This window comes from Kitasatospora xanthocidica (assembly GCF_014656195.1).
GTDB classification, from domain to species: domain Bacteria; phylum Actinomycetota; class Actinomycetes; order Streptomycetales; family Streptomycetaceae; genus Kitasatospora; species Kitasatospora xanthocidica.
On sequence record NZ_BNBY01000006.1, the window covers coordinates 117278 to 134096 of the forward strand.

At 72.2% G+C, this 16819-nt stretch carries 17 protein-coding genes; 12 read left to right on the forward strand and 5 right to left on the reverse strand.

Going from position 1 to position 16819, the window contains the following annotated elements; translation table 11 throughout:
• Nucleotides 1-248 precede the first annotated feature (248 nt).
• Entirely contained in the window at nucleotides 249-968 is a 720-nt protein-coding gene (locus IE332_RS12885; protein WP_189915961.1) for a hypothetical protein, read from the forward strand.
• A 170-nt stretch (nucleotides 969-1138) separates the two neighbouring features.
• On the opposite strand, the gene IE332_RS12890 is transcribed toward IE332_RS12885, so the two are convergent.
• The 3 genes from IE332_RS12890 to IE332_RS12900 form a co-directional block, all read right to left on the reverse strand.
• Nucleotides 1139-1528: a hypothetical protein gene (locus tag IE332_RS12890; protein WP_373313715.1), complete on the reverse strand. Its 390-nt coding sequence runs from the start codon at nucleotides 1526-1528 to the stop codon at nucleotides 1139-1141.
• A gap of 104 nt (nucleotides 1529-1632) precedes the next feature.
• The gene (locus IE332_RS12895; RefSeq protein WP_189915962.1) at nucleotides 1633-1905 is read right to left on the reverse strand and encodes a chaplin; all 273 of its coding nucleotides are present in this window, start codon (nucleotides 1903-1905) and stop codon (nucleotides 1633-1635) included.
• A gap of 109 nt (nucleotides 1906-2014) precedes the next feature.
• Nucleotides 2015-2257: a chaplin gene (locus IE332_RS12900; protein ID WP_189915963.1), complete on the reverse strand. Its 243-nt coding sequence runs from the start codon at nucleotides 2255-2257 to the stop codon at nucleotides 2015-2017.
• Nucleotides 2258-2830: 573 nt separating this feature from the next.
• On the opposite strand from IE332_RS12900, the gene IE332_RS12905 reads away from it, so the two are divergent.
• Together IE332_RS12905 and IE332_RS12910 are read left to right on the forward strand one after the other, a co-directional pair.
• On the forward strand, nucleotides 2831-3070 hold the full coding sequence (locus tag IE332_RS12905) for a chaplin (RefSeq protein WP_189915964.1): 240 nt from the start codon (nucleotides 2831-2833) through the stop codon (nucleotides 3068-3070).
• Nucleotides 3071-3343: 273 nt separating this feature from the next.
• A complete protein-coding gene (locus tag IE332_RS12910; protein ID WP_189915965.1) occupies nucleotides 3344-4981 on the forward strand; it encodes an RICIN domain-containing protein in 1638 nt (545 codons plus the stop codon).
• A 69-nt stretch (nucleotides 4982-5050) separates the two neighbouring features.
• Here IE332_RS12910 and IE332_RS12915 read toward each other — a convergent pair whose 3' ends face one another.
• Nucleotides 5051-5638, reverse strand: coding sequence for a DUF4291 domain-containing protein (locus IE332_RS12915; protein WP_189915966.1), 588 nt, complete (start codon nucleotides 5636-5638; stop codon nucleotides 5051-5053).
• Between the two features lie 155 nt (nucleotides 5639-5793).
• Between IE332_RS12915 and IE332_RS12920 the strand changes: the two genes are divergently transcribed.
• The 3 genes from IE332_RS12920 (at nucleotide 5794) to IE332_RS12930 (ending at nucleotide 9224) form a co-directional block, all read left to right on the forward strand.
• Nucleotides 5794-7092, forward strand: coding sequence for a glycosyltransferase family 39 protein (locus IE332_RS12920; RefSeq protein ID WP_189915967.1), 1299 nt, complete (start codon nucleotides 5794-5796; stop codon nucleotides 7090-7092).
• Between the two features lie 63 nt (nucleotides 7093-7155).
• Complete coding sequence (locus IE332_RS12925) at nucleotides 7156-7644, forward strand: MarR family winged helix-turn-helix transcriptional regulator (RefSeq protein ID WP_189915968.1); 489 nt, start codon at nucleotides 7156-7158, stop codon at nucleotides 7642-7644.
• A gap of 134 nt (nucleotides 7645-7778) precedes the next feature.
• Nucleotides 7779-9224, forward strand: a complete 1446-nt coding sequence (locus tag IE332_RS12930; protein ID WP_189915969.1) for an MFS transporter — start codon at nucleotides 7779-7781, stop codon at nucleotides 9222-9224.
• 56 nt (nucleotides 9225-9280) lie between these two features.
• Here the strand turns inward: IE332_RS12930 and IE332_RS12935 are convergent, their stop codons facing one another.
• Complete coding sequence (locus IE332_RS12935) at nucleotides 9281-9763, reverse strand: hypothetical protein (protein ID WP_078589103.1); 483 nt, start codon at nucleotides 9761-9763, stop codon at nucleotides 9281-9283.
• 483 nt (nucleotides 9764-10246) lie between these two features.
• Between IE332_RS12935 and hemL the strand changes: the two genes are divergently transcribed.
• The 6 genes from hemL to ccsB all read left to right on the forward strand — a co-directional run bounded on the left by hemL (nucleotide 10247) and on the right by ccsB (nucleotide 16776).
• Nucleotides 10247-11575 carry a glutamate-1-semialdehyde 2,1-aminomutase gene (gene hemL / locus IE332_RS12940; RefSeq protein WP_189915970.1) on the forward strand — a complete coding sequence of 443 codons (1329 nt, stop codon included), beginning with the start codon at nucleotides 10247-10249 and terminating at the stop codon, nucleotides 11573-11575.
• Between the two features lie 63 nt (nucleotides 11576-11638).
• A complete protein-coding gene (locus IE332_RS12945) occupies nucleotides 11639-12289 on the forward strand; it encodes a histidine phosphatase family protein (protein ID WP_189916225.1) in 651 nt (216 codons plus the stop codon).
• 165 nt (nucleotides 12290-12454) lie between these two features.
• Nucleotides 12455-13072 carry a TlpA family protein disulfide reductase gene (locus IE332_RS12950; protein WP_189915971.1) on the forward strand — a complete coding sequence of 206 codons (618 nt, stop codon included), beginning with the start codon at nucleotides 12455-12457 and terminating at the stop codon, nucleotides 13070-13072.
• On the forward strand, nucleotides 13069-13842 hold the full coding sequence (locus tag IE332_RS12955; RefSeq protein WP_229928561.1) for a cytochrome c biogenesis CcdA family protein: 774 nt from the start codon (nucleotides 13069-13071) through the stop codon (nucleotides 13840-13842). Before IE332_RS12950 ends, IE332_RS12955 begins: the two co-directional genes overlap by 4 nt.
• 3 nt (nucleotides 13843-13845) lie before the next feature.
• Nucleotides 13846-15642, forward strand: a complete 1797-nt coding sequence (resB, locus tag IE332_RS12960; RefSeq protein ID WP_229928562.1) for a cytochrome c biogenesis protein ResB — start codon at nucleotides 13846-13848, stop codon at nucleotides 15640-15642.
• Between the two features lie 3 nt (nucleotides 15643-15645).
• Nucleotides 15646-16776 carry a c-type cytochrome biogenesis protein CcsB gene (ccsB, locus tag IE332_RS12965; RefSeq protein ID WP_189915972.1) on the forward strand — a complete coding sequence of 377 codons (1131 nt, stop codon included), beginning with the start codon at nucleotides 15646-15648 and terminating at the stop codon, nucleotides 16774-16776.
• Nucleotides 16777-16819 lie beyond the last annotated feature (43 nt).

Consider the following 16819-nt stretch of genomic DNA (forward strand, 5'->3'; position numbering starts at 1 on the left):
GCTCAGACCCGGTCTGCAGTCACTGACGTCCAGATCAAAGAATGACGGCACGGAAGGTTACGGGGATTCTTGAAAAGAGTCCGGGAGGCGCGGCGTCGGGCGCTTTCCGGTCGCATTATTAGGCCGATCCGGTTAACCGGCGCAATCCGGGCTCCCGCTCACTCGTTGAGGCAGATTGCTTTCCGGCTGCGCCCGCGCAGCCCTTCCCCCGAGTGATCCCCAGTACGGACAGCAGAACGGTGAAAAGCATGAAGTTCTCCAAGAGGGCCGGCGCGATGCTGCTGGCGGTCGGTGCGGGCATGCTCGCCTCCCAGGGACCGGCCTCCGCCGCGCCGGTCGGCCCCGACCAGGTCGGAGCCCTGGAGGACAAGCTGGCCACCCAGCAGGTCCCGGCGGACGTGCCGCTCACCCCGCTGGGCAGCCACCTCTCGGCCGGCATCCCGACCTCGCTGGTCATGCCGCCGGTGCCCGGCCGGACCACCAGCACCAGCAGCGAGCTGATCCCGGAGCGGATCGTCCCCCAGCTGAGCACCGGCAAGGTCGGCCCGAGCGCCAAGGCCGAGCTGCCGCTCCCGCTGGTCGACCAGGGCGCCGACCTCGGCGCGGTGCTGCTGGACGCCCCGGCCTCGCCGCTGCACGCCGACACCCCCGGTCTCACCCTCGGCAAGCCGCTCTCGCTGGCCCAGGACGGCGCCGGGCAGCTCGCCGACGGCCGGCTCAAGGTGGACGAGCTCGACCCGCGCCTGCTCACCGGCGCCGTGCAGGCCGTCCCCGGGGCCAATGCCAGCCTCGGCGGCGAGGACCACCGGCTCTCCGTCACCGACGAGGTGAGCGACCTGACCACGACCACCGCCGCGACCGCCACCGAGGTGGTGGGGCAGACCGGACTGGCCGACCCGGCGGGCACCACCGCGACCGCCACCGGCGTGGTCCAGCAGACCGGGCTGACCGACCTGACCCGGCTCTGACCCGGCTCTGATCCGACCCGACCCCGGCACCGCTCCGTGGCCCGGCACCGGTTCGTGTCCCGGCACCGGCCCCGGTCCGGGAGCTCGGGCACCGGCCCGGCGCCCGGTACGGCAGGAGCCCGGCACCCCGCTCGCGCGACGGGGTGCCGGGCTCCGGCGCGTCCGGGGGCTCAGCCCGGCAGGACGCCGGTCAGCCCGCCGACCAGCGGCAGGTCCTTGACGCCGCCGCCCGCGCTCAGCGGGCCGGTCAGCGTGTCGGTGCCGACCGGGGCCAGGCCCTGGTCCGGCTGGACGGTCGCGCCGTTGTTGAGCACGTCGGCGGAGGAGTTCGCCCAGGGGTCCAGGCGCAGGCTCTTGATCGGCGCGACGCCGTAGCCGAGGCCGGAGGTCGTGCCGTTCAGCGCCTGGCCGATGTCGGTCCTGGCCAGCGTCGCCGGACCGGCCGGGGCCTGACCGGCCGGGGCGGTGGCGGCCTGCGCCGAACCGGCGCCGAGCAGCACCGCGGCACCGACGGCGGCGGCCAGACCGGCCCCGCTCTTCTTCGAAACCATGCGGATCACCCTTCGGAGGATCGGGGATCCCGGACGTCCGTCCGGGGATGCCGAACTGCCCCCCGGCCGGCTGGTCGGGGGGCAGTACGGCCGGAACACGTGCCGATCGGGGATCAGCAGTCGTCCGCGGGCGGCGCCGGGTGCGCCTCGACGTTGGCGCAGCTGTTGCCGAACGCCGGGTTCAGCAGGCCGATCACGTCGATGGAGTTGCCGCACAGGTTGATCGGGATGTGCACCGGAACCTGGATCTGGTTGCCGGAGGCGACACCGGGGGAGCCGGCGGCGACGCCCTCGGCGCCCGAGCTGGCGGCGGCGGACCCGGCCGCGCCCAGCACCAGGCCGGCGGCGGCGGCGGAGAGGACGGCGGCCTTCTTCACGTTCTGCATGGGGGTTGATCTCCTCGATCACACACGGGTGGAGCGTGCCGCGCCCCGGCGCTGCGGGGCGCGGCACGGGCTCGGTGAATCAGCTGTCGCCGCTAGGACGACCGCGGGTTCAGCCGATGTTGGCGCACTTGTTGCCGAACGCCGGGTTCAGGATGCTGACGACGCCGATGCTGTTGCCGCAGACGTTCAGCGGGATGTGGATCGGCACCTGGATCTGGTTGCCGGAGAGCACACCCGGGGAGCCGGCGGCGACGCCCTCGGCGCCGGAGCTGGCGAAGGCACCGCCGGCGGCACCGAGCACCAGGCCGGTGGCGGCCAGGGAGAGCGCGGCGGCCTTCTTGAGGTTACGCATGTCATTCCTCCGATTTCTGCCCGACGGAAGGTGAATGTCGGGATCCGGGCGAGTACGAATACTCACCCGAAGGGTTCAGGGATTGCCGTGATTTTCACTCGGGTGGCGCACACCGGCGTGTTCCGCCCATGGCTCGGGCGTGGACGCGGTCGCCGTTCCAGCAGCGCCTGTCGAAACGATTCCCGCACGGCCGGGAAAGGCTTCGGAGCGAAGGCGCGACCAGGTGGAATTCCCGGTCAGGCGTTCCGGCGGGGATTGCCGGACGCCGCGTTCGGGAGGCCCGCCACGCCGATCGAGCCGCCGGTGGCCGCGGTGCCGACGACGCCGTGGGCTCGCTTGCGCATGGCCGTACTCGATTCGTGTGTGGGGGCCGGTGGATCGGGTTCCGTGAGGGAGAACGAGGCACCGCGCGCGGGGAAACGGTCCGGTCGAAGCCGATCACCCGAATGCCGACCGGAGACCCCGTTGCTCCGGACGGGTGACAGTACGAGCGCCGTCGCAACCGCTCCGGACGGGTGTCGTTCTTGATGTCGCACTCCCCGTGCATCTCTGTTGAACAGTCAGGAGGCTCGCATGAGCATCAAGAAGACCGCCGCCGTGGGCGCGGCCGTGGTGGGCATCGTGGCCGCCGGCGCCGGCTCCGCGATGGCCAGCTCCGGCGCCGAGGGCGTCGCGGCCGGTTCCCCCGGTGTCATCTCGGGCAACCAGGTCCAGATTCCGGTGCACGTGCCGGTCAACCTGTGCGGCAACACCATCAACGTCATCGGCCTGCTGAACCCTGCGTTCGGCAACCACTGCGCCAACGTGGGCTGAGACCGCACCCGGTTCGGCCGGTGCGAGCCGCCGTTCCGCGCTTCCCTCCTGGGGCGCGGAGCGGCGGCTCTTCGCGTTCCCCGAGGCGTTGCCCGAAGCGTCGCCCGAGGCGTTGCCCGTCCGGCCGTCAGCTCCCGGCGCTGTCAGAAGCCTTGTTGCGTTACTTGTCAGTACCTAGAATCCGAGTCCTGCTCACCTTTTCCGCTCCCTCTCCTGCTCCGCGCCGCTCGGCGCCCGCCCGGGCGGTCCCCACCCCCCTGCAAGGAGTCGCGTGTGATCAGGTCCCGGCTGTCGGCGGCACTCGCCACCGGCGCCCTCCTCGCCACCCTCGGCCTGGCCGGCGCCCCCGCCGCCCTCGCCGACTCGGCACCGGCCCCGGCGCCCGGCGCCGCCAAACCGGCCGCGGTCGTCGCCCTCGGCGACAGCGCCATATCCGGGGAAGGGGCCGGCACCGACACCGGCGACGGCTACTTCCCCGAGACGGACAGCCCCACCAACTACTGCCACCGGCACCCCAAGTCGGAGATCTTCGTCACCGACATCCCCGGGGTCACCCCGATCGACCTCGCCTGCTCCGGCGCCCAGACCGGCGACCTGGTCAGCGACCCCGAGCTGGCGAAGATCACCGGCCCGGGCAGCGGCGACTTCGGGGAGCCCAAGCAGGACGTCAAGCTCGCCGACACGGCGGCCAGGTACGACGTGAAGCTGGTCGTGGTGACGATCGGGGCCAACGACGACTTCGACTTCAGCGGCGTCATGATGCACTGCCTGGCGCAGTACTTCCCCGTCCCCAAGGACCAGGGCTGCCGCGACACCATCGGCAGCGACGAGATCCGCAAGCGCGCCAAGGGCGTCCAGCCCAAGGTCGTCGCGGCGCTGCAGAACATCCGGCAGACCATGCGCCGGGCCGGCTACGCCGACTCCTCGTACCAGCTGGTCTACCAGTCGTACTTCAACCCGATCACCCCGGACATCCGGCGCAACGACTACCTCGGCAAGGTCGCCGACGGCTGTCCGGCCTTCCCCGAGGACCTCGCCTGGGGCCACAACTGGGTGGTCCCGACCTTCAGCGACGCCCTGCGCGGCGCGGCCGAGCAGGTGCCCGGCGTCCGCTACCTGGACCAGCGGCGGGTCGCCTTCGGGCACGAGGTCTGCGCGGAGTGGACCAGCTCCCCGTACGAGTACAGCAACGGGGACGTCATCAACCTCTCCGAGTGGGTGCGCAACGGCTGCGACTCGCAGATCGGGATCCCCGGCCTGTGCATGAACATGGTCCGCCAGTCGTACCACCTGCGGGTGGCCGGCTACCGCGGCGAGGGCGTCTGCCTCGGCCAGTTCTACGCCCGGCCCGAGCTGGCCCAGGCGTACTGCACGCTCAACCAGCAGAACACCACGTCGATCCAGCCGCTCACCCCGGGCAAGCCCTTCGGCGACGTCCCGGAGGACGGCGCCTGGTACCAGCTGACCAACGCGGGCACCGGCAACGCCCTGGACCTCACCGGCGGCGGCAGCTACGGCGACTCCACCAACGGCCGGGCCGCGATCAGCTACCCGGCCGGCGGCGGGCTCAACCAGTCCTTCGTGCTGGAGGCCAAGGCCGGCGGCGGCTACGAGCTCGACTTCAGCGGCAACCGGGACATGTGCCTGGACGCCAACGCGGCCTCGACCGCCCCCGGCACCCGGATCCAGCAGTGGCGCTGCAACGGCGGCGGCAACCAGCACTGGGTGTTCAAGCCGGCCGGCGACGGCCGCTACAAGATCGCCGACTCCCAGGACCAGGGCAAGGTCCTGGCGGCCGGCAGCACCCTCGACGCCAAGGGCAACCCCTACGTCGAGCTGGCCACCGACACCGGAGCCGCCAACCAGCTCTGGCAGCTCACCAAGCTCGGCATCGTCTACGTCAAGGGCTGAGCCAAGGGCTGAGCCAGGGCCTGAGTCAGGGTCTGAGTCAGGGCCTGAGCCGAGGGCTGACCCCGCCCCTCACACCGTCGCCGCCCCCAACCGGGCGGCGACGGCCGCACCCACCGGGTACGCCGTCTCGACCGGCAGCAGCCCCGGATCCCGCCCCACCCGCACCCGCTCGGCGAGCGCGGTGACGTCCGAGATCCGCCGGATCCACTCGTCCGCGTACCGCCGTACCGCCTCGCCGCGCAGCCCGACCTGGACCGCCCGGTGGTCCAGCGGCCGCAGGTGCAGATCGCGCTCCGGGTCCCACTGGACCCGCACCGGGCTCTGCCGCAGCTCCCGCTTCCAGGCCGCCTGCGAGTCGTGCACCCGGCCGGTGTAGGCGCTCAGCACCGCCCGCTCCAGCGCCCAGTCGAAGCCCTCCCGGCTGATCTCCAGGGCCAGCACCCGCTCCTGCCCGGGGCTGCGGCCCCAGTCGCTGCGGTGCATCATCCAGAGGAACGACGGCTTGATCCAGGTCATCCGGTCGCGCTTGAAGGCCTCCGGGAACCGCCCCTCGGCGGCCGCGGGCTCCGCGATCTCCGGCGGGAACGCCTGGTAGACGGTGATCGTGTCGGCGGTGTGCGCGGCCCTGATCAGGCGTGTCGCGGGGGTGCTGGGCATACGGGGAATCGTCGCGGGCGCCGCCGCCCGGGCGCCAGGGGTTTTCCACCGGGCGGGGGTCGGCGGGCCCGCCGGGGGCGTGCCGTAGGCTCTCGGGAACATCGTTGCGCCGGAGCCGCGCGGACCACGAGCGGGGCGGGGAGTACCCAGAGCAGATGAGCACGGCATCGAGCACCGAGTCGTCCAGCACCGAGCCCGGCAGCACCGAACCCGGGGCGCCCGCCGCGGCGACGACGGCGGAGCCGTCCGGGACGGGGGCGGGCCGGGCACCCGGGCGGTTCGGGGCGCTGGTGGACCGCTTCGCACCCGCGCTGGGCGCGTACGCGGTGGTCAAGGCCACCGGCCTGACCGTCTTCCTGCTGCTGCTCTCGCACACCGGGGACTACCTGAAGAAGCAGCCGGGCCGCGGCGGCGGCGCCAACCCGTGGGACGTGCTGGGCACCTGGGACGGCGTCTGGTACCAGCGGATCGCCGAGAACGGGTACGACCCGCAGCTGATCCCGCTGCGCGGCTTCCCGCTGGCCACCTACTACGAGAACTCGGCCGCCTTCTTCCCGCTCTACCCGTGGCTGATGCGGCTGGTCGGCGCGGTCACCGGGCTCGGCCCGTACGGCTCCGGGATCGTGGTCTCGGTGCTGGCCTCGCTGGTCGCCGTGGCCGGGATCTTCGCGATCGCCGAGCGGCTCGGCGGCTTCCGGGCGGGCGTGACCGCCGCGGTGATCTGGGGCCTGTTCCCGGGCTCCGGCGTGGAGTGGGCGGTCTACTCGGACTCGCTGTTCGTCGCGCTGTCGGCGTGGGCCTGCTACTGCGTGATGACCCGCCGCTGGCTGACCGCCGGCCTGCTGGCACTGGTGGCGGGCCTCAACCGGCCGACCGCCGCCGCGCTGATCGCCGCCGTCTCGATCGCCGCGCTGGTCGCGCTGGTCCGCCGCACCGACGGGGTGGCCCGTCCGCTGACCGCGATGCTGATCACGCCCTGGGGCCTGATCGGCTACGTCGCCTGGGTCGGCTGGAGGATGGGGGACTGGGGCGGTTACTTCAAGCTCCAGCGCGGCGCGTGGAACCGCTACTTCGACGGCGGCGCCTCCACGCTCCGCACGTTCATGGACGTGATCACCGGGCACTGGGACTTCTGGCAGTCCAACCCCGTCCCGGACCTGATCGCGATCGCCCTGCTGATCGCCCTGCCCGGCCTGCTGGTGCTGCTCTGGCGCGCCCGGCCGCCGCTGGTGCTCTGGGTCTACACGGCGCTGACCATCGCCACCGCGCTGAGCAGCAACCAGATCTTCGGCAACATCTCGCGCTACCTGCTGCCGGCCTTCCCGCTCTGCATCGGTCTGGCGTTCGCGCTGCGCAAGGTGCGGCTGTCCTCGCTGGTCGGGCTGTTCGCGATGCCCGCGATCGCGGCGGGCTGGTACGCCGGCTATGCGCTGTTCGAGTTGGGCATCCCGTAGACCCGGCGTTGGTTGGCAACGGGATCATCCGGCAGCAGACGGGCCGTTGCTAACCTCGGACGTATGACGACGACCCCTCCCGTGCGCCAGATCCGCGACATCTCCGGCCTGCTGGACCACGCCAGCCATGTGCTGGCGACCCGGATGTCGGCCGCCTTCACCGAGCTCGGGATCACCCCCCGCGCGTACTGCGTGCTGTTCCACGCGCAGGAGGCCGAGCGCACCCAGATCCAGCTGGCCGAGCTGGCCGACCTGGACAAGACCACGATGGTGGTCACCGTCGACGAGCTGGAGAAGGCGGGCCTGGCCGAGCGCCGCCCGTCCGCGACCGACCGCCGGGCCCGGATCATCTCGGTCACCGAGGAGGGCGAGCGGGCCGTCGTGCGGGGCACCGCGATCGCCGACCGGGTGCACCGGGAGCTGCTGGAGTCGCTGCCGCAGCCCGAGCGCGAGGTGCTCGTCTCGGCCCTGACCCACCTGGTGGAGGGCCATCTCGCGGAGCCGGTGGAGAGCGAACGCACCGTGCGCAGGGCCCGCCGGGCCCGGGGGTAGCCCGACCGCCCGAAGCCTGCCCCCGAGGCCTGCCCCCGAGGCCTGCCCTCGGAACCTGCTCCCGAGATAGATAGTCCCGAACAAAACAATCTGATAGCGTCTTACCCGGTACTCGACGAACCGGGAGAACTGCCATGACCACGCACGCGCCGGTCGCGCCCCGCACGGATTCCGCGACCTCCACCCGTTCCCGCCTGCTCGCCCTCGCGGTGCTCTGTGCCGGAATGCTGATGATCATCCTGGACGGCTCGATCGTCACCGTGGCCCTGCCGGCCATCCAGGAGGACCTCGGCTTCTCGCCGGCCGGGCTGACCTGGACGGTCAACGCCTACCTGATCGCCTTCGGCGGCCTGCTGCTGCTGGCCGGCCGGCTCGGCGACCTGATCGGCCGCAAGCGGGTGTTCGTCGCCGGGCTCGCCCTCTTCACCGCCGCCTCGCTGCTCTGCGCCGTCGCCACCAGCCCCGGGCTGCTGATCGGCGCCCGCTTCCTGCAGGGCGTCGGCGGCGCGCTCGCCTCCTCGGTCAGCCTCGGCATGATCGTCACGCTCTTCCCCGAGCCGGGCGAACGCGGCCGCGCCATCGGCGCGTTCAGCTTCGTCGGCGCGGCCGGCGCCTCGATCGGCCAGGTGCTCGGCGGGGTGCTCACCCAGGCGCTCAACTGGCACTGGATCTTCCTGATCAACCTCCCGCTCGGCCTCGCCGCCGCCCTGCTCGCCGTCCGGGTGCTGGAGTCCGAGCGCGGCCCCGGCCTGCGGGCCGGCGCCGACGCCCCCGGCGCCGCGCTGATCACCGCCGCCCTGATGCTCGGCGTCTACACCATCGTCGGCACCGGTGAGTACGGTTGGGCCTCCGCCCGCACCCTCGGCCTGGGCGCGCTCGCCGTCGCCCTGCTGGCCGCCTTCCTGTGGCACGAGGGCCGGGCCGCCCACCCGCTGCTGCCGCTGCGGATGTTCCGCTCCCGCGACGTCTCCGGCGCCAACCTCGTCCAGGTGCTGACCATCTCCGGGATGTTCGGCTTCCAGATCCTGGCCGCCCTCTACATGCAGAACGTCCTCGGCTACGGGGCCGCCGCCACCGGCCTCGCGATGCTGCCGGCCGCGGTCGCCATCGGCGCGGTGTCCCTGCTGCTCTCCGCCCGGCTGAGCGCGCGCTTCGGCGAGCGCCGCGTCCTGCTCGCCGGTCTCGCCCTGCTGGTCGTCGCGCTCGGTCTGCTGGCCCGGCTGCCCGTCGACGCCGAGTACGGCGTCCACCTGCTGCCGACCATGCTGCTCATCGGTGGTGGCGGCCTGGTGCTCTCCACCCTCGCGGTGCTCGGCATGTCGGGCGCCGGTCCGGACGACGCGGGCACCGCCTCCGGCCTCTTCAACACCACTCAGCAGGTCGGCGGCGCGCTCGGGGTCGCCGTCCTGACCACCCTCGCCGACGGCCGTACGGCCACCCTGGCCGCGGCCGGGCAGGCCGCCCCCGACGCCCTCGCGGGCGGCTTCCGGCTCGCCTTCGGGATCGCCGCCGTGCTGCTCGCCGTGGCGCTGCTGGTCGCCGCCACCGTGCTCAAGTCGAAGCCCACCACGAAGAGTTGACGAATCGTCACATCACCTCACCCCGGCCCGCGTTCCGCGGTTCCGGGGTGGCGTGCTCAGGGCCAGACCAGGCAGTACAGCTGGTGGCCGGCCTCGTGCAGCCGGTTGGCGAAGTCCTGCCACTCGTGCAGCATGCTGTAGATCACGAAGGCGTCCCGCGGCCCGCGCCGGTCCGGGACGGTGGACCAGATGAAGGCGGCGGCGCCGAGTTCGGTCTCGTCGGCCTTGCGGAGCGGCTCGACGACGTTGTGGGGGAGCTGGACGACGGCGTAGTCCGGGTGCAGCACGACGAGTTCCAGCGGCGGCACCTGGTGCAGCGGGACGCCCTGGATGCCGGTGAGGACCATGGCGCTCATGGTCTCCGGTTTGATCTTGGTGGAGAGGTGGCCGGTGGGGGAGCCGCTGGTCTCCATCAGGTCGCCGAGCCGCCCCAGCGAGCCGAGTTCGCCGGCGTCCAGGCCGAGCCCGCCCGGGCCGAGGGCGGTGGGGACTCTGGCGGCGGTCGCGCGGTCGGGGGCTCCGAAGTACTTGTAGGTCACCCCCACGCGTCCCTCACCCCGCCTCTCGCCGCCGCGGCGACCACGTCCCGTACCCGCTCCCGTACCCCCGCGTGCGGCCTCGGCAGGCCGGCGGGAGCCCCCCGCGGCCTCGTCGTAGCCGTCCTGCGCCTCGGACACTCGGACCATCCTCACCGGAATTCGCCGGAATCGACAGACCCCCGCACGTCCGGCGTCCCTCCGGACGTGCTCCTTACCCGTCATGCGCCGCCGTACCCACTCGCGGGCCCTACCCACTCGTGGGCCGTACCCACTCGCGGCGCACAGCAGTCCTCTTCCACACCCCTGCACACAACGGGAGCGCTCGCGCACCCTGTGCACACAGTCTGACTGGTCCGTCCTCCGGAGCGCTCAGCGGCCCCGTCGGTACGGACTGTAGGGACAACCGTACAGACAACGGTGCCCGGATCATCGTTCCAGATGATCGGGTCCGACATGCAGAGGGCAAGGACACGATTTGAGACCATGTCTCCCGTGAGCTACCCCTACGAAGCCCCCCAGTCCCAGTCGCTGTTCGATCGCGCCTCCGTGGTGACGCCCGGCGGCGTCAACTCCCCGGTGCGCGCCTTCCGCGCGGTCGGCGGCACGCCGCGCTTCATGGTGTCCGGTACCGGCCCCTACCTCACCGACGCCGACGGCCGCGAGTACGTCGACCTGGTGTGCTCGTGGGGTCCGATGATCCTCGGCCACGCGCACCCCGCGGTGATCGACGCCGTCCAGCGGGCCGTCACCCTCGGCACCTCCTTCGGCACGCCCGGCCAGGGCGAGGTCGAGCTGGCCGAGGAGATCGTCGCCCGGGTCGCCCCGGTCGAGCAGGTCCGCCTGGTCTCCTCCGGCACCGAGGCCACCATGTCCGCGATCCGGCTGGCCCGCGGCTTCACCGGCCGGGCGAAGGTCGTGAAGTTCGCCGGCTGCTACCACGGTCACGTGGACGCCCTGCTGGCCGCCGCCGGTTCCGGCGTGGCCACCTTCGGCCTGCCGGACACCCCGGGCGTCACCGGCGCCCAGGCCGGCGACACCATCGTGCTGCCGTACAACGACCTGGCCGCCGTCGAGCGGGCCTTCGCGGCCCACCCGGGCGAGATCGCCTGCGTGATCACCGAGGCCTCGCCCGGCAACATGGGCGTCGTCCCACCGCTGCCCGGCTTCAACGCGGGCCTGGCCAAGGCCTGCCGGGAGAACGGCGCGCTGTTCATCTCCGACGAGGTGATGACCGGCTTCCGCGTCTCCAAGGCGGGCTGGTACGGCCTGGAGGCCGCGAACGAGGGCTGGGCCCCGGACCTGCTGACCTTCGGCAAGGTCATGGGCGGCGGCTTCCCGGCCGCGGCCTTCGGCGGCCGCGCCGACGTGATGGCCCACCTGGCCCCGGCCGGCCCGGTCTACCAGGCGGGCACCCTGTCCGGGAACCCGATCGCCACCGCGGCCGGCCTGGCCCAGCTGCGCGGCTGCACCGACGAGGTGTACGCGAGGGTGGACGAGGTCGCCGCCGAGGTCTCCGGCCTGGTCTCCGAGGCGCTGGCCAAGGAGGGCGTGGCGCACCGGCTGCAGACGGCCGGGAACATGTTCTCGGTGTTCTTCACCGAGGCCGCCGTGACGAACTACGACGAGGCGAAGACCCAGGAGGCGTACCGTTTCACCGCCTTCTTCCACGCGATGCTGGCCGAGGGCGTCTACCTGCCGCCGTCCGCCTTCGAGTCCTGGTTCGTCTCGGCGTCCCACGACGAGCGGGCGATCGAGCGGATCGCCGCCGCCCTGCCCGCCGCCGCGCGCGCCGCTGCCGCCGCCACGGCCTAGTCCACCCCGAGTCCCAGGAGCAGTCGAGAAGTGAGCGCCAAAGAGATCACCGTCGTCCACGTGATGCGGCACGGCGAGGTGCACAACCCGGAGGGCGTCCTGTACGGGCGGCTGCCGGACTACCACCTGTCCGAGCTGGGCCGGCGGATGGCCGACCGGGTGGCCGAGGACCTGGCCGGCCGGGACATCACCCACGTGGTGGCCTCGCCGCTGGAGCGGGCCCAGGAGACCGCCGAGCCGATCGCCAAGGCGCACGGCCTGGACGTCGCGGCGGACGAGCGGCTGATCGAGGCGGAGAACGTCTTCGAGGGCAAGACCTTCGGGGTCGGCGACGGTTCGCTGCGCAACCCGGGGTACTGGAAGTACCTCACCAACCCGTTCAAGCCCTCCTGGGGCGAGCCGTACCTCGACCAGGTGGTGCGGATGATGGGCGCGCTCGGCGCGGCCCGGGACGCGGCGCGCGGGCACGAGGCGGTCTGTGTCAGCCACCAGCTGCCGATCTGGATCCTGCGGTCCTTCGTCGAGCGCCGCCGGCTGTGGCACGACCCGCGCAACCGGCAGTGCTCGCTGGCCTCGCTGACCAGCTTCACCTTCGAGGGCGACCGGATCGTCTCGGTCGGCTACCGCGAGCCGGCCCGCGACCTGCTGCCCGCGCACCTGGTGGGCAAGGGCCGCAAGGGCGACAAGCCGGTGGGCAAGAGCTTCGGCGCGTAGGGCCTGTCGCTGGTCCGCCGCACGGCCCGTAAGCGGTGCGTAAGTATGACTTCGGGTCACCTGGCGAGCGCCGGGTGACCCGAAGTCGTAGCAGGTCAGCGGGGGTGCGACGCGCAAGGCAGGACCCCCCCGAACCTGCCCGGAACTCCATGCGAAACTTTTCACATGTCTGCCATGACGCGCCCCCGTCCCCGTGTCGCCGCAGCCGCCGTCGCCACCGCCGCGGCCGCCGCGCTCGCCCTCACCGGCTGCTCCTCCTCGGGTTCGTCCGCCGGCGGCGAGGGCCAGGTCGGCTTCGTCACGGTCAAGGGCACCAACCTGTCGACGGCGGACGCCGGGAAGCGCGGGGACGCGCCGGACATCTCCGGGGAGACCCTGGAGGGGAGCCAGACCAAGCTCTCCGACTACCGGGGCAAGGTCGTCGTGCTGAACGTCTGGGGCTCCTGGTGCGGCCCGTGCCGGGCCGAGGCGAAGAGCCTGCAGGCCGTCGCGGACAAGTACAAGGACCAGGGCGTCCAGTTCCTCGGCGTCAACACCCGGGACACCGAGAAGGGCAACGCCGTCCGCTTCGAGCAGGAGCAGGGCGTCAACTACCCGAGCATCTTCGACCCGGCCGGCACCCAGCTGCTCAAGTTCCCCAAGGGCAGCCTCAACCCCCAGTCGATCCCGACCACCCTGATCGTCGACCGCGACGGCAAGCTGGCCGCCCGCGCCGTCGGCGGCACCACGCAGGACGCGCTGGAGTCGATCCTGCAGCCGGTGGTCGCGGAGCAGAAGCAGTGAGCCTGCCGCAGCAGCTCGCCGACAACACCGGCACCCTCCAGAGCGGAGCGCTGCTGGTGGCCGCGCCGATCGCGGTGGCCGCCGGCCTGGTGTCGTTCTTCTCCCCCTGCGTGCTGCCGCTCGTCCCCGGCTACCTGTCGTACGTCACCGGCTTCTCCGCCGCCGACCTCGCGGACGCGCGCGGCGCGCGGCGCGGCCGGATGCTGCTCGGGGCGACGCTGTTCATCCTCGGCTTCACCGCCGTGTTCGTCTCGGGCGGGGCGCTGTTCGGCCAGTTCGGCGACACCCTCCAGGAGCACAAGCGGGTCATCTCGATGGTGCTCGGGTCGGTGACGATCGTGATGGGCCTCGCCTTCATGGGTCTCGTCCCCGGCCTGAGCATGCGTGAGGTGCGCTCCCACCGCCGGCCGGCGGTCGGCCTGCTCGGTGCCCCGCTGCTCGGCGTGGTCTTCGGCGTCGGCTGGACGCCGTGCATCGGCCCGACCCTGGCGACCGTCCAGAACCTGGCCCTGAACCAGGCCGACGCCGAGCGCGGCGCGCTGCTGATGACGTTCTACTGCCTCGGCCTCGGCGTACCGTTCATCGTGGCCGCGGTGGCCTTCCGTCGGGCGCTGGGCGCCTTCGGCTGGGTCAAGCGGCACTACCCGCTGGTGATGCGGATCGGCGGCGGCATGCTCGTCGCGGTCGGCCTGCTGCTCGTCACCGGGATCTGGGACTCCATGATGAGCCAGCTGCAGTCCTGGACCGCCGACTTCCAGATCGGAATCTGACCCGTGAGCAACACCACGACCGAGACCGAGCAGCCCCCGGCGCCGGACGACACCGCCGCCGAGCGGCTCAGCACCGCGCCGGTCGAGTCCGACGGGCCGACCGGCATAGGGGTGCTCGGCTGGGCGCGCTGGATGTGGCGTCAGCTGACCTCGATGCGGGTCGCGCTGGTCCTGCTCTTCCTGCTCTCGCTGGCCGCCATCCCCGGCTCGCTGATCCCGCAGTACCAGAACGGCCAAGGGCAGCTGAAGGTCGAGGCCTGGAAGGCGCAGCACGGCACCGTCGCGCCGGTCTACGAGAAGCTCCAGCTGTTCGACGTCTACAGCTCGGTCTGGTTCTCCGCGATCTACATCCTGCTGTTCCTCTCGCTGGCCGGCTGCATCGTCCCGCGCACCTGGCAGTTCGTCGGCGTGCTGCGCGCCCAGCCGCCGGCCGCGCCGCGCAACCTGACCCGGATGCCGGTGCACGCCGCCTGGCGCACCGCGGCGGACCCCGACGCGGTGAACGCCGCCGCCCACCGGCTGCTGCGCAAGCGCGGCTTCCGCGCGAACCTGTCCGGCGGCGCGGTGGCCGCCGAGAAGGGCTACCTGCGCGAGGTCGGCAACCTGCTCTTCCACCTGTCGCTGTTCGCGCTGCTCGGCGGTTTCGCCTGGGCCAGCCTGGCCTCGGGCACCGGCGGCAAGCTGATGGTCGAGGGCGAGGCCTACTCCAACACCATCACCCAGCTCGACGACTTCAACGGCACCCGGTTCTACGGCAACCAGGACCTCGACCCGTTCTACCTGAAGCTGGACACCTTCACCGCGAAGTTCCAGTCCAGCGGCTCCCAGATCGGCGCCGCCCGGCAGTTCACCGCGAACGTCGAGTACGCGGCCGGCAGTGACACGTCGAAGCTGAAGAAGTCCACGATCGAGGTCAACCACCCGCTGGAGATCGGCGGCAGCAAGGTCTACCTGATCGGCCACGGCTTCGCCCCGGTGGTCACCGTCCGCAACGCCAAGGGCGACGTCGTCTACAGCGGCGCCACGCCGTTCCTGCCGCAGGACGGCAATCAGACCTCCACCGGTGTCGTGAAGGTCTCCGACTACGGCCAGAAGGACGGCCAGCGGACCCAGCTCGGCTTCAGCGGCTTCTTCCTGCCGACCGCGCCGGTCAGCTTCGAGGGCACCGGTCCGGTCTCGCTGTTCCCGGACGACGCGGCGCCGGAGCTGGTGCTGAACGCCTACGCGGGCGACCTGGGCACCGACTCCGGGCTCCCGCAGAACATCTACCAGCTCAACCTGCGGAAGATGACCCAGCTGACCCAGGACGGCCAGCCCGCCAAGGTCCGGCTCAAGCCCGGCCAGGCCTGGGAGCTCCCGGACGGCTACGGCAGCGTCACCTTCGAGGGCTACAAGCGCTGGGCCAGCTTCGACGTCTCGCACCGCCCGGGCAACGTGATCGCCCTGACCGGCGGCGTGCTGGCGATCCTCGGCCTGATCGGCTCGCTGTTCATCCAGCGCCGCCGGATCTGGGTGCGGGCGGTCGCCCTCCCGGGCGGCGGCACCCAGGTGGAGCTGGCCGGGCTGGGCCGCAGCGAGTCGGCGAAGATCGCCGAGGAGCTGGCCGAACTCGCGGTGGACCTCCAGGACGACGCGCCCGCCTCCGAGGAGGAGGACGCCCCCGGTTCAGCCGAGGACGACGTGCCTTCCGCCGAGGAGGACACCCCCGCCGCCGCGGCGGAGGACACCGCGGCACCCGACGACTCCGAGGCCGAGGCCTCAGCCCCCGCAGTCCCTGCCGACCAGAACTCCAAGGAGTAGACGGTGCAACTCGCCTCGGCGGTCGACCCACAGCTGGCCGACCTCTCCAACAAGCTGATCTATTCGGCGATGGTGGTCTACACGCTCGCCATGTTCGCCCACATGATCGAGTGGACCTTCGGCAGCAAGGGCGCCGTCGCCGTCCGCTCGAAGGAACAGTCGGGCAGCCTGGGCGAGGCCGTCGCCGCGGCCGGGAAGAAGGCCGCGAAGAAGGTCACGGTCACCGTGGCCGCGGCCGGCGGCGGCACCACCACGCTCACCCGCACCGCGGTCGCGGGCGAGGGCGCGACGGTGGTCACCAGCGGGCGCGGCGCCGAGGAGGAGGACGGCCCGGGCGCGGCCGGCACCAGCGAGAAGGCCGACCTGGCCGGGCGGATCGCGGTCTCCCTCACCGTGCTGGCGCTGATGCTGCACGGCGGCGGCATCATCACCCGCGGCCTGTCGGTGTCCCGCTGGCCGTGGGGCAACATGTACGAGTTCTCCTGCGCCTTCGCCTTCGCGATGGCGGCCGCGTACCTGGTGCTGCTGGCCGCGCGGAAGAAGGTCCGCTGGCTCGGCCTGCCGGTCGTCCTGGCGGTGCTGCTGACCCTGGGCATCGCCACCACGGTGCTGTACACCGACTCCGACCAGCTCGTCCCGGCGCTGCACTCGCCGTGGCTGGCGATCCACGTCTCCACCGCGATCTTCTGCGGCGGCGCGTTCTACGCCGCGTTCATCGCCACGCTGCTGTACCTGGGCAAGGACTCCTTCGAGAAGCGGGCCGCGGCCGGCCTGGCCACCGGATCGCTGGGCACCCCGGCGTCGGTCTGGCAGCGCCTGCCCGCCGCGTCGACCTTCGACAAGCTGTCGTACCGGATCAACGCGCTGGTCTTCCCGCTGTGGACGTTCACCATCATCGCGGGCGCGATCTGGGCCGAGGCGGCCTGGGGCAAGTACTGGGAGTGGGACCCGAAGGAGACCTGGTCGTTCATCACCTGGGTCGCCTACGCCTGCTACCTGCACGCCCGCGCGACGGCCGGCTGGAGGGGCCGCAAGGCCGCCTACCTGGCGCTGGCGGCCTTCGCCTGCTGGCTCTTCAACTACTACGGCGTGAACATCTTCGTCACCGGCAAGCACTCGTACGCGGGGATCTGACCGGGGCGCGACCACCCACCGGCCCGGCATTCCACAGGGGGTA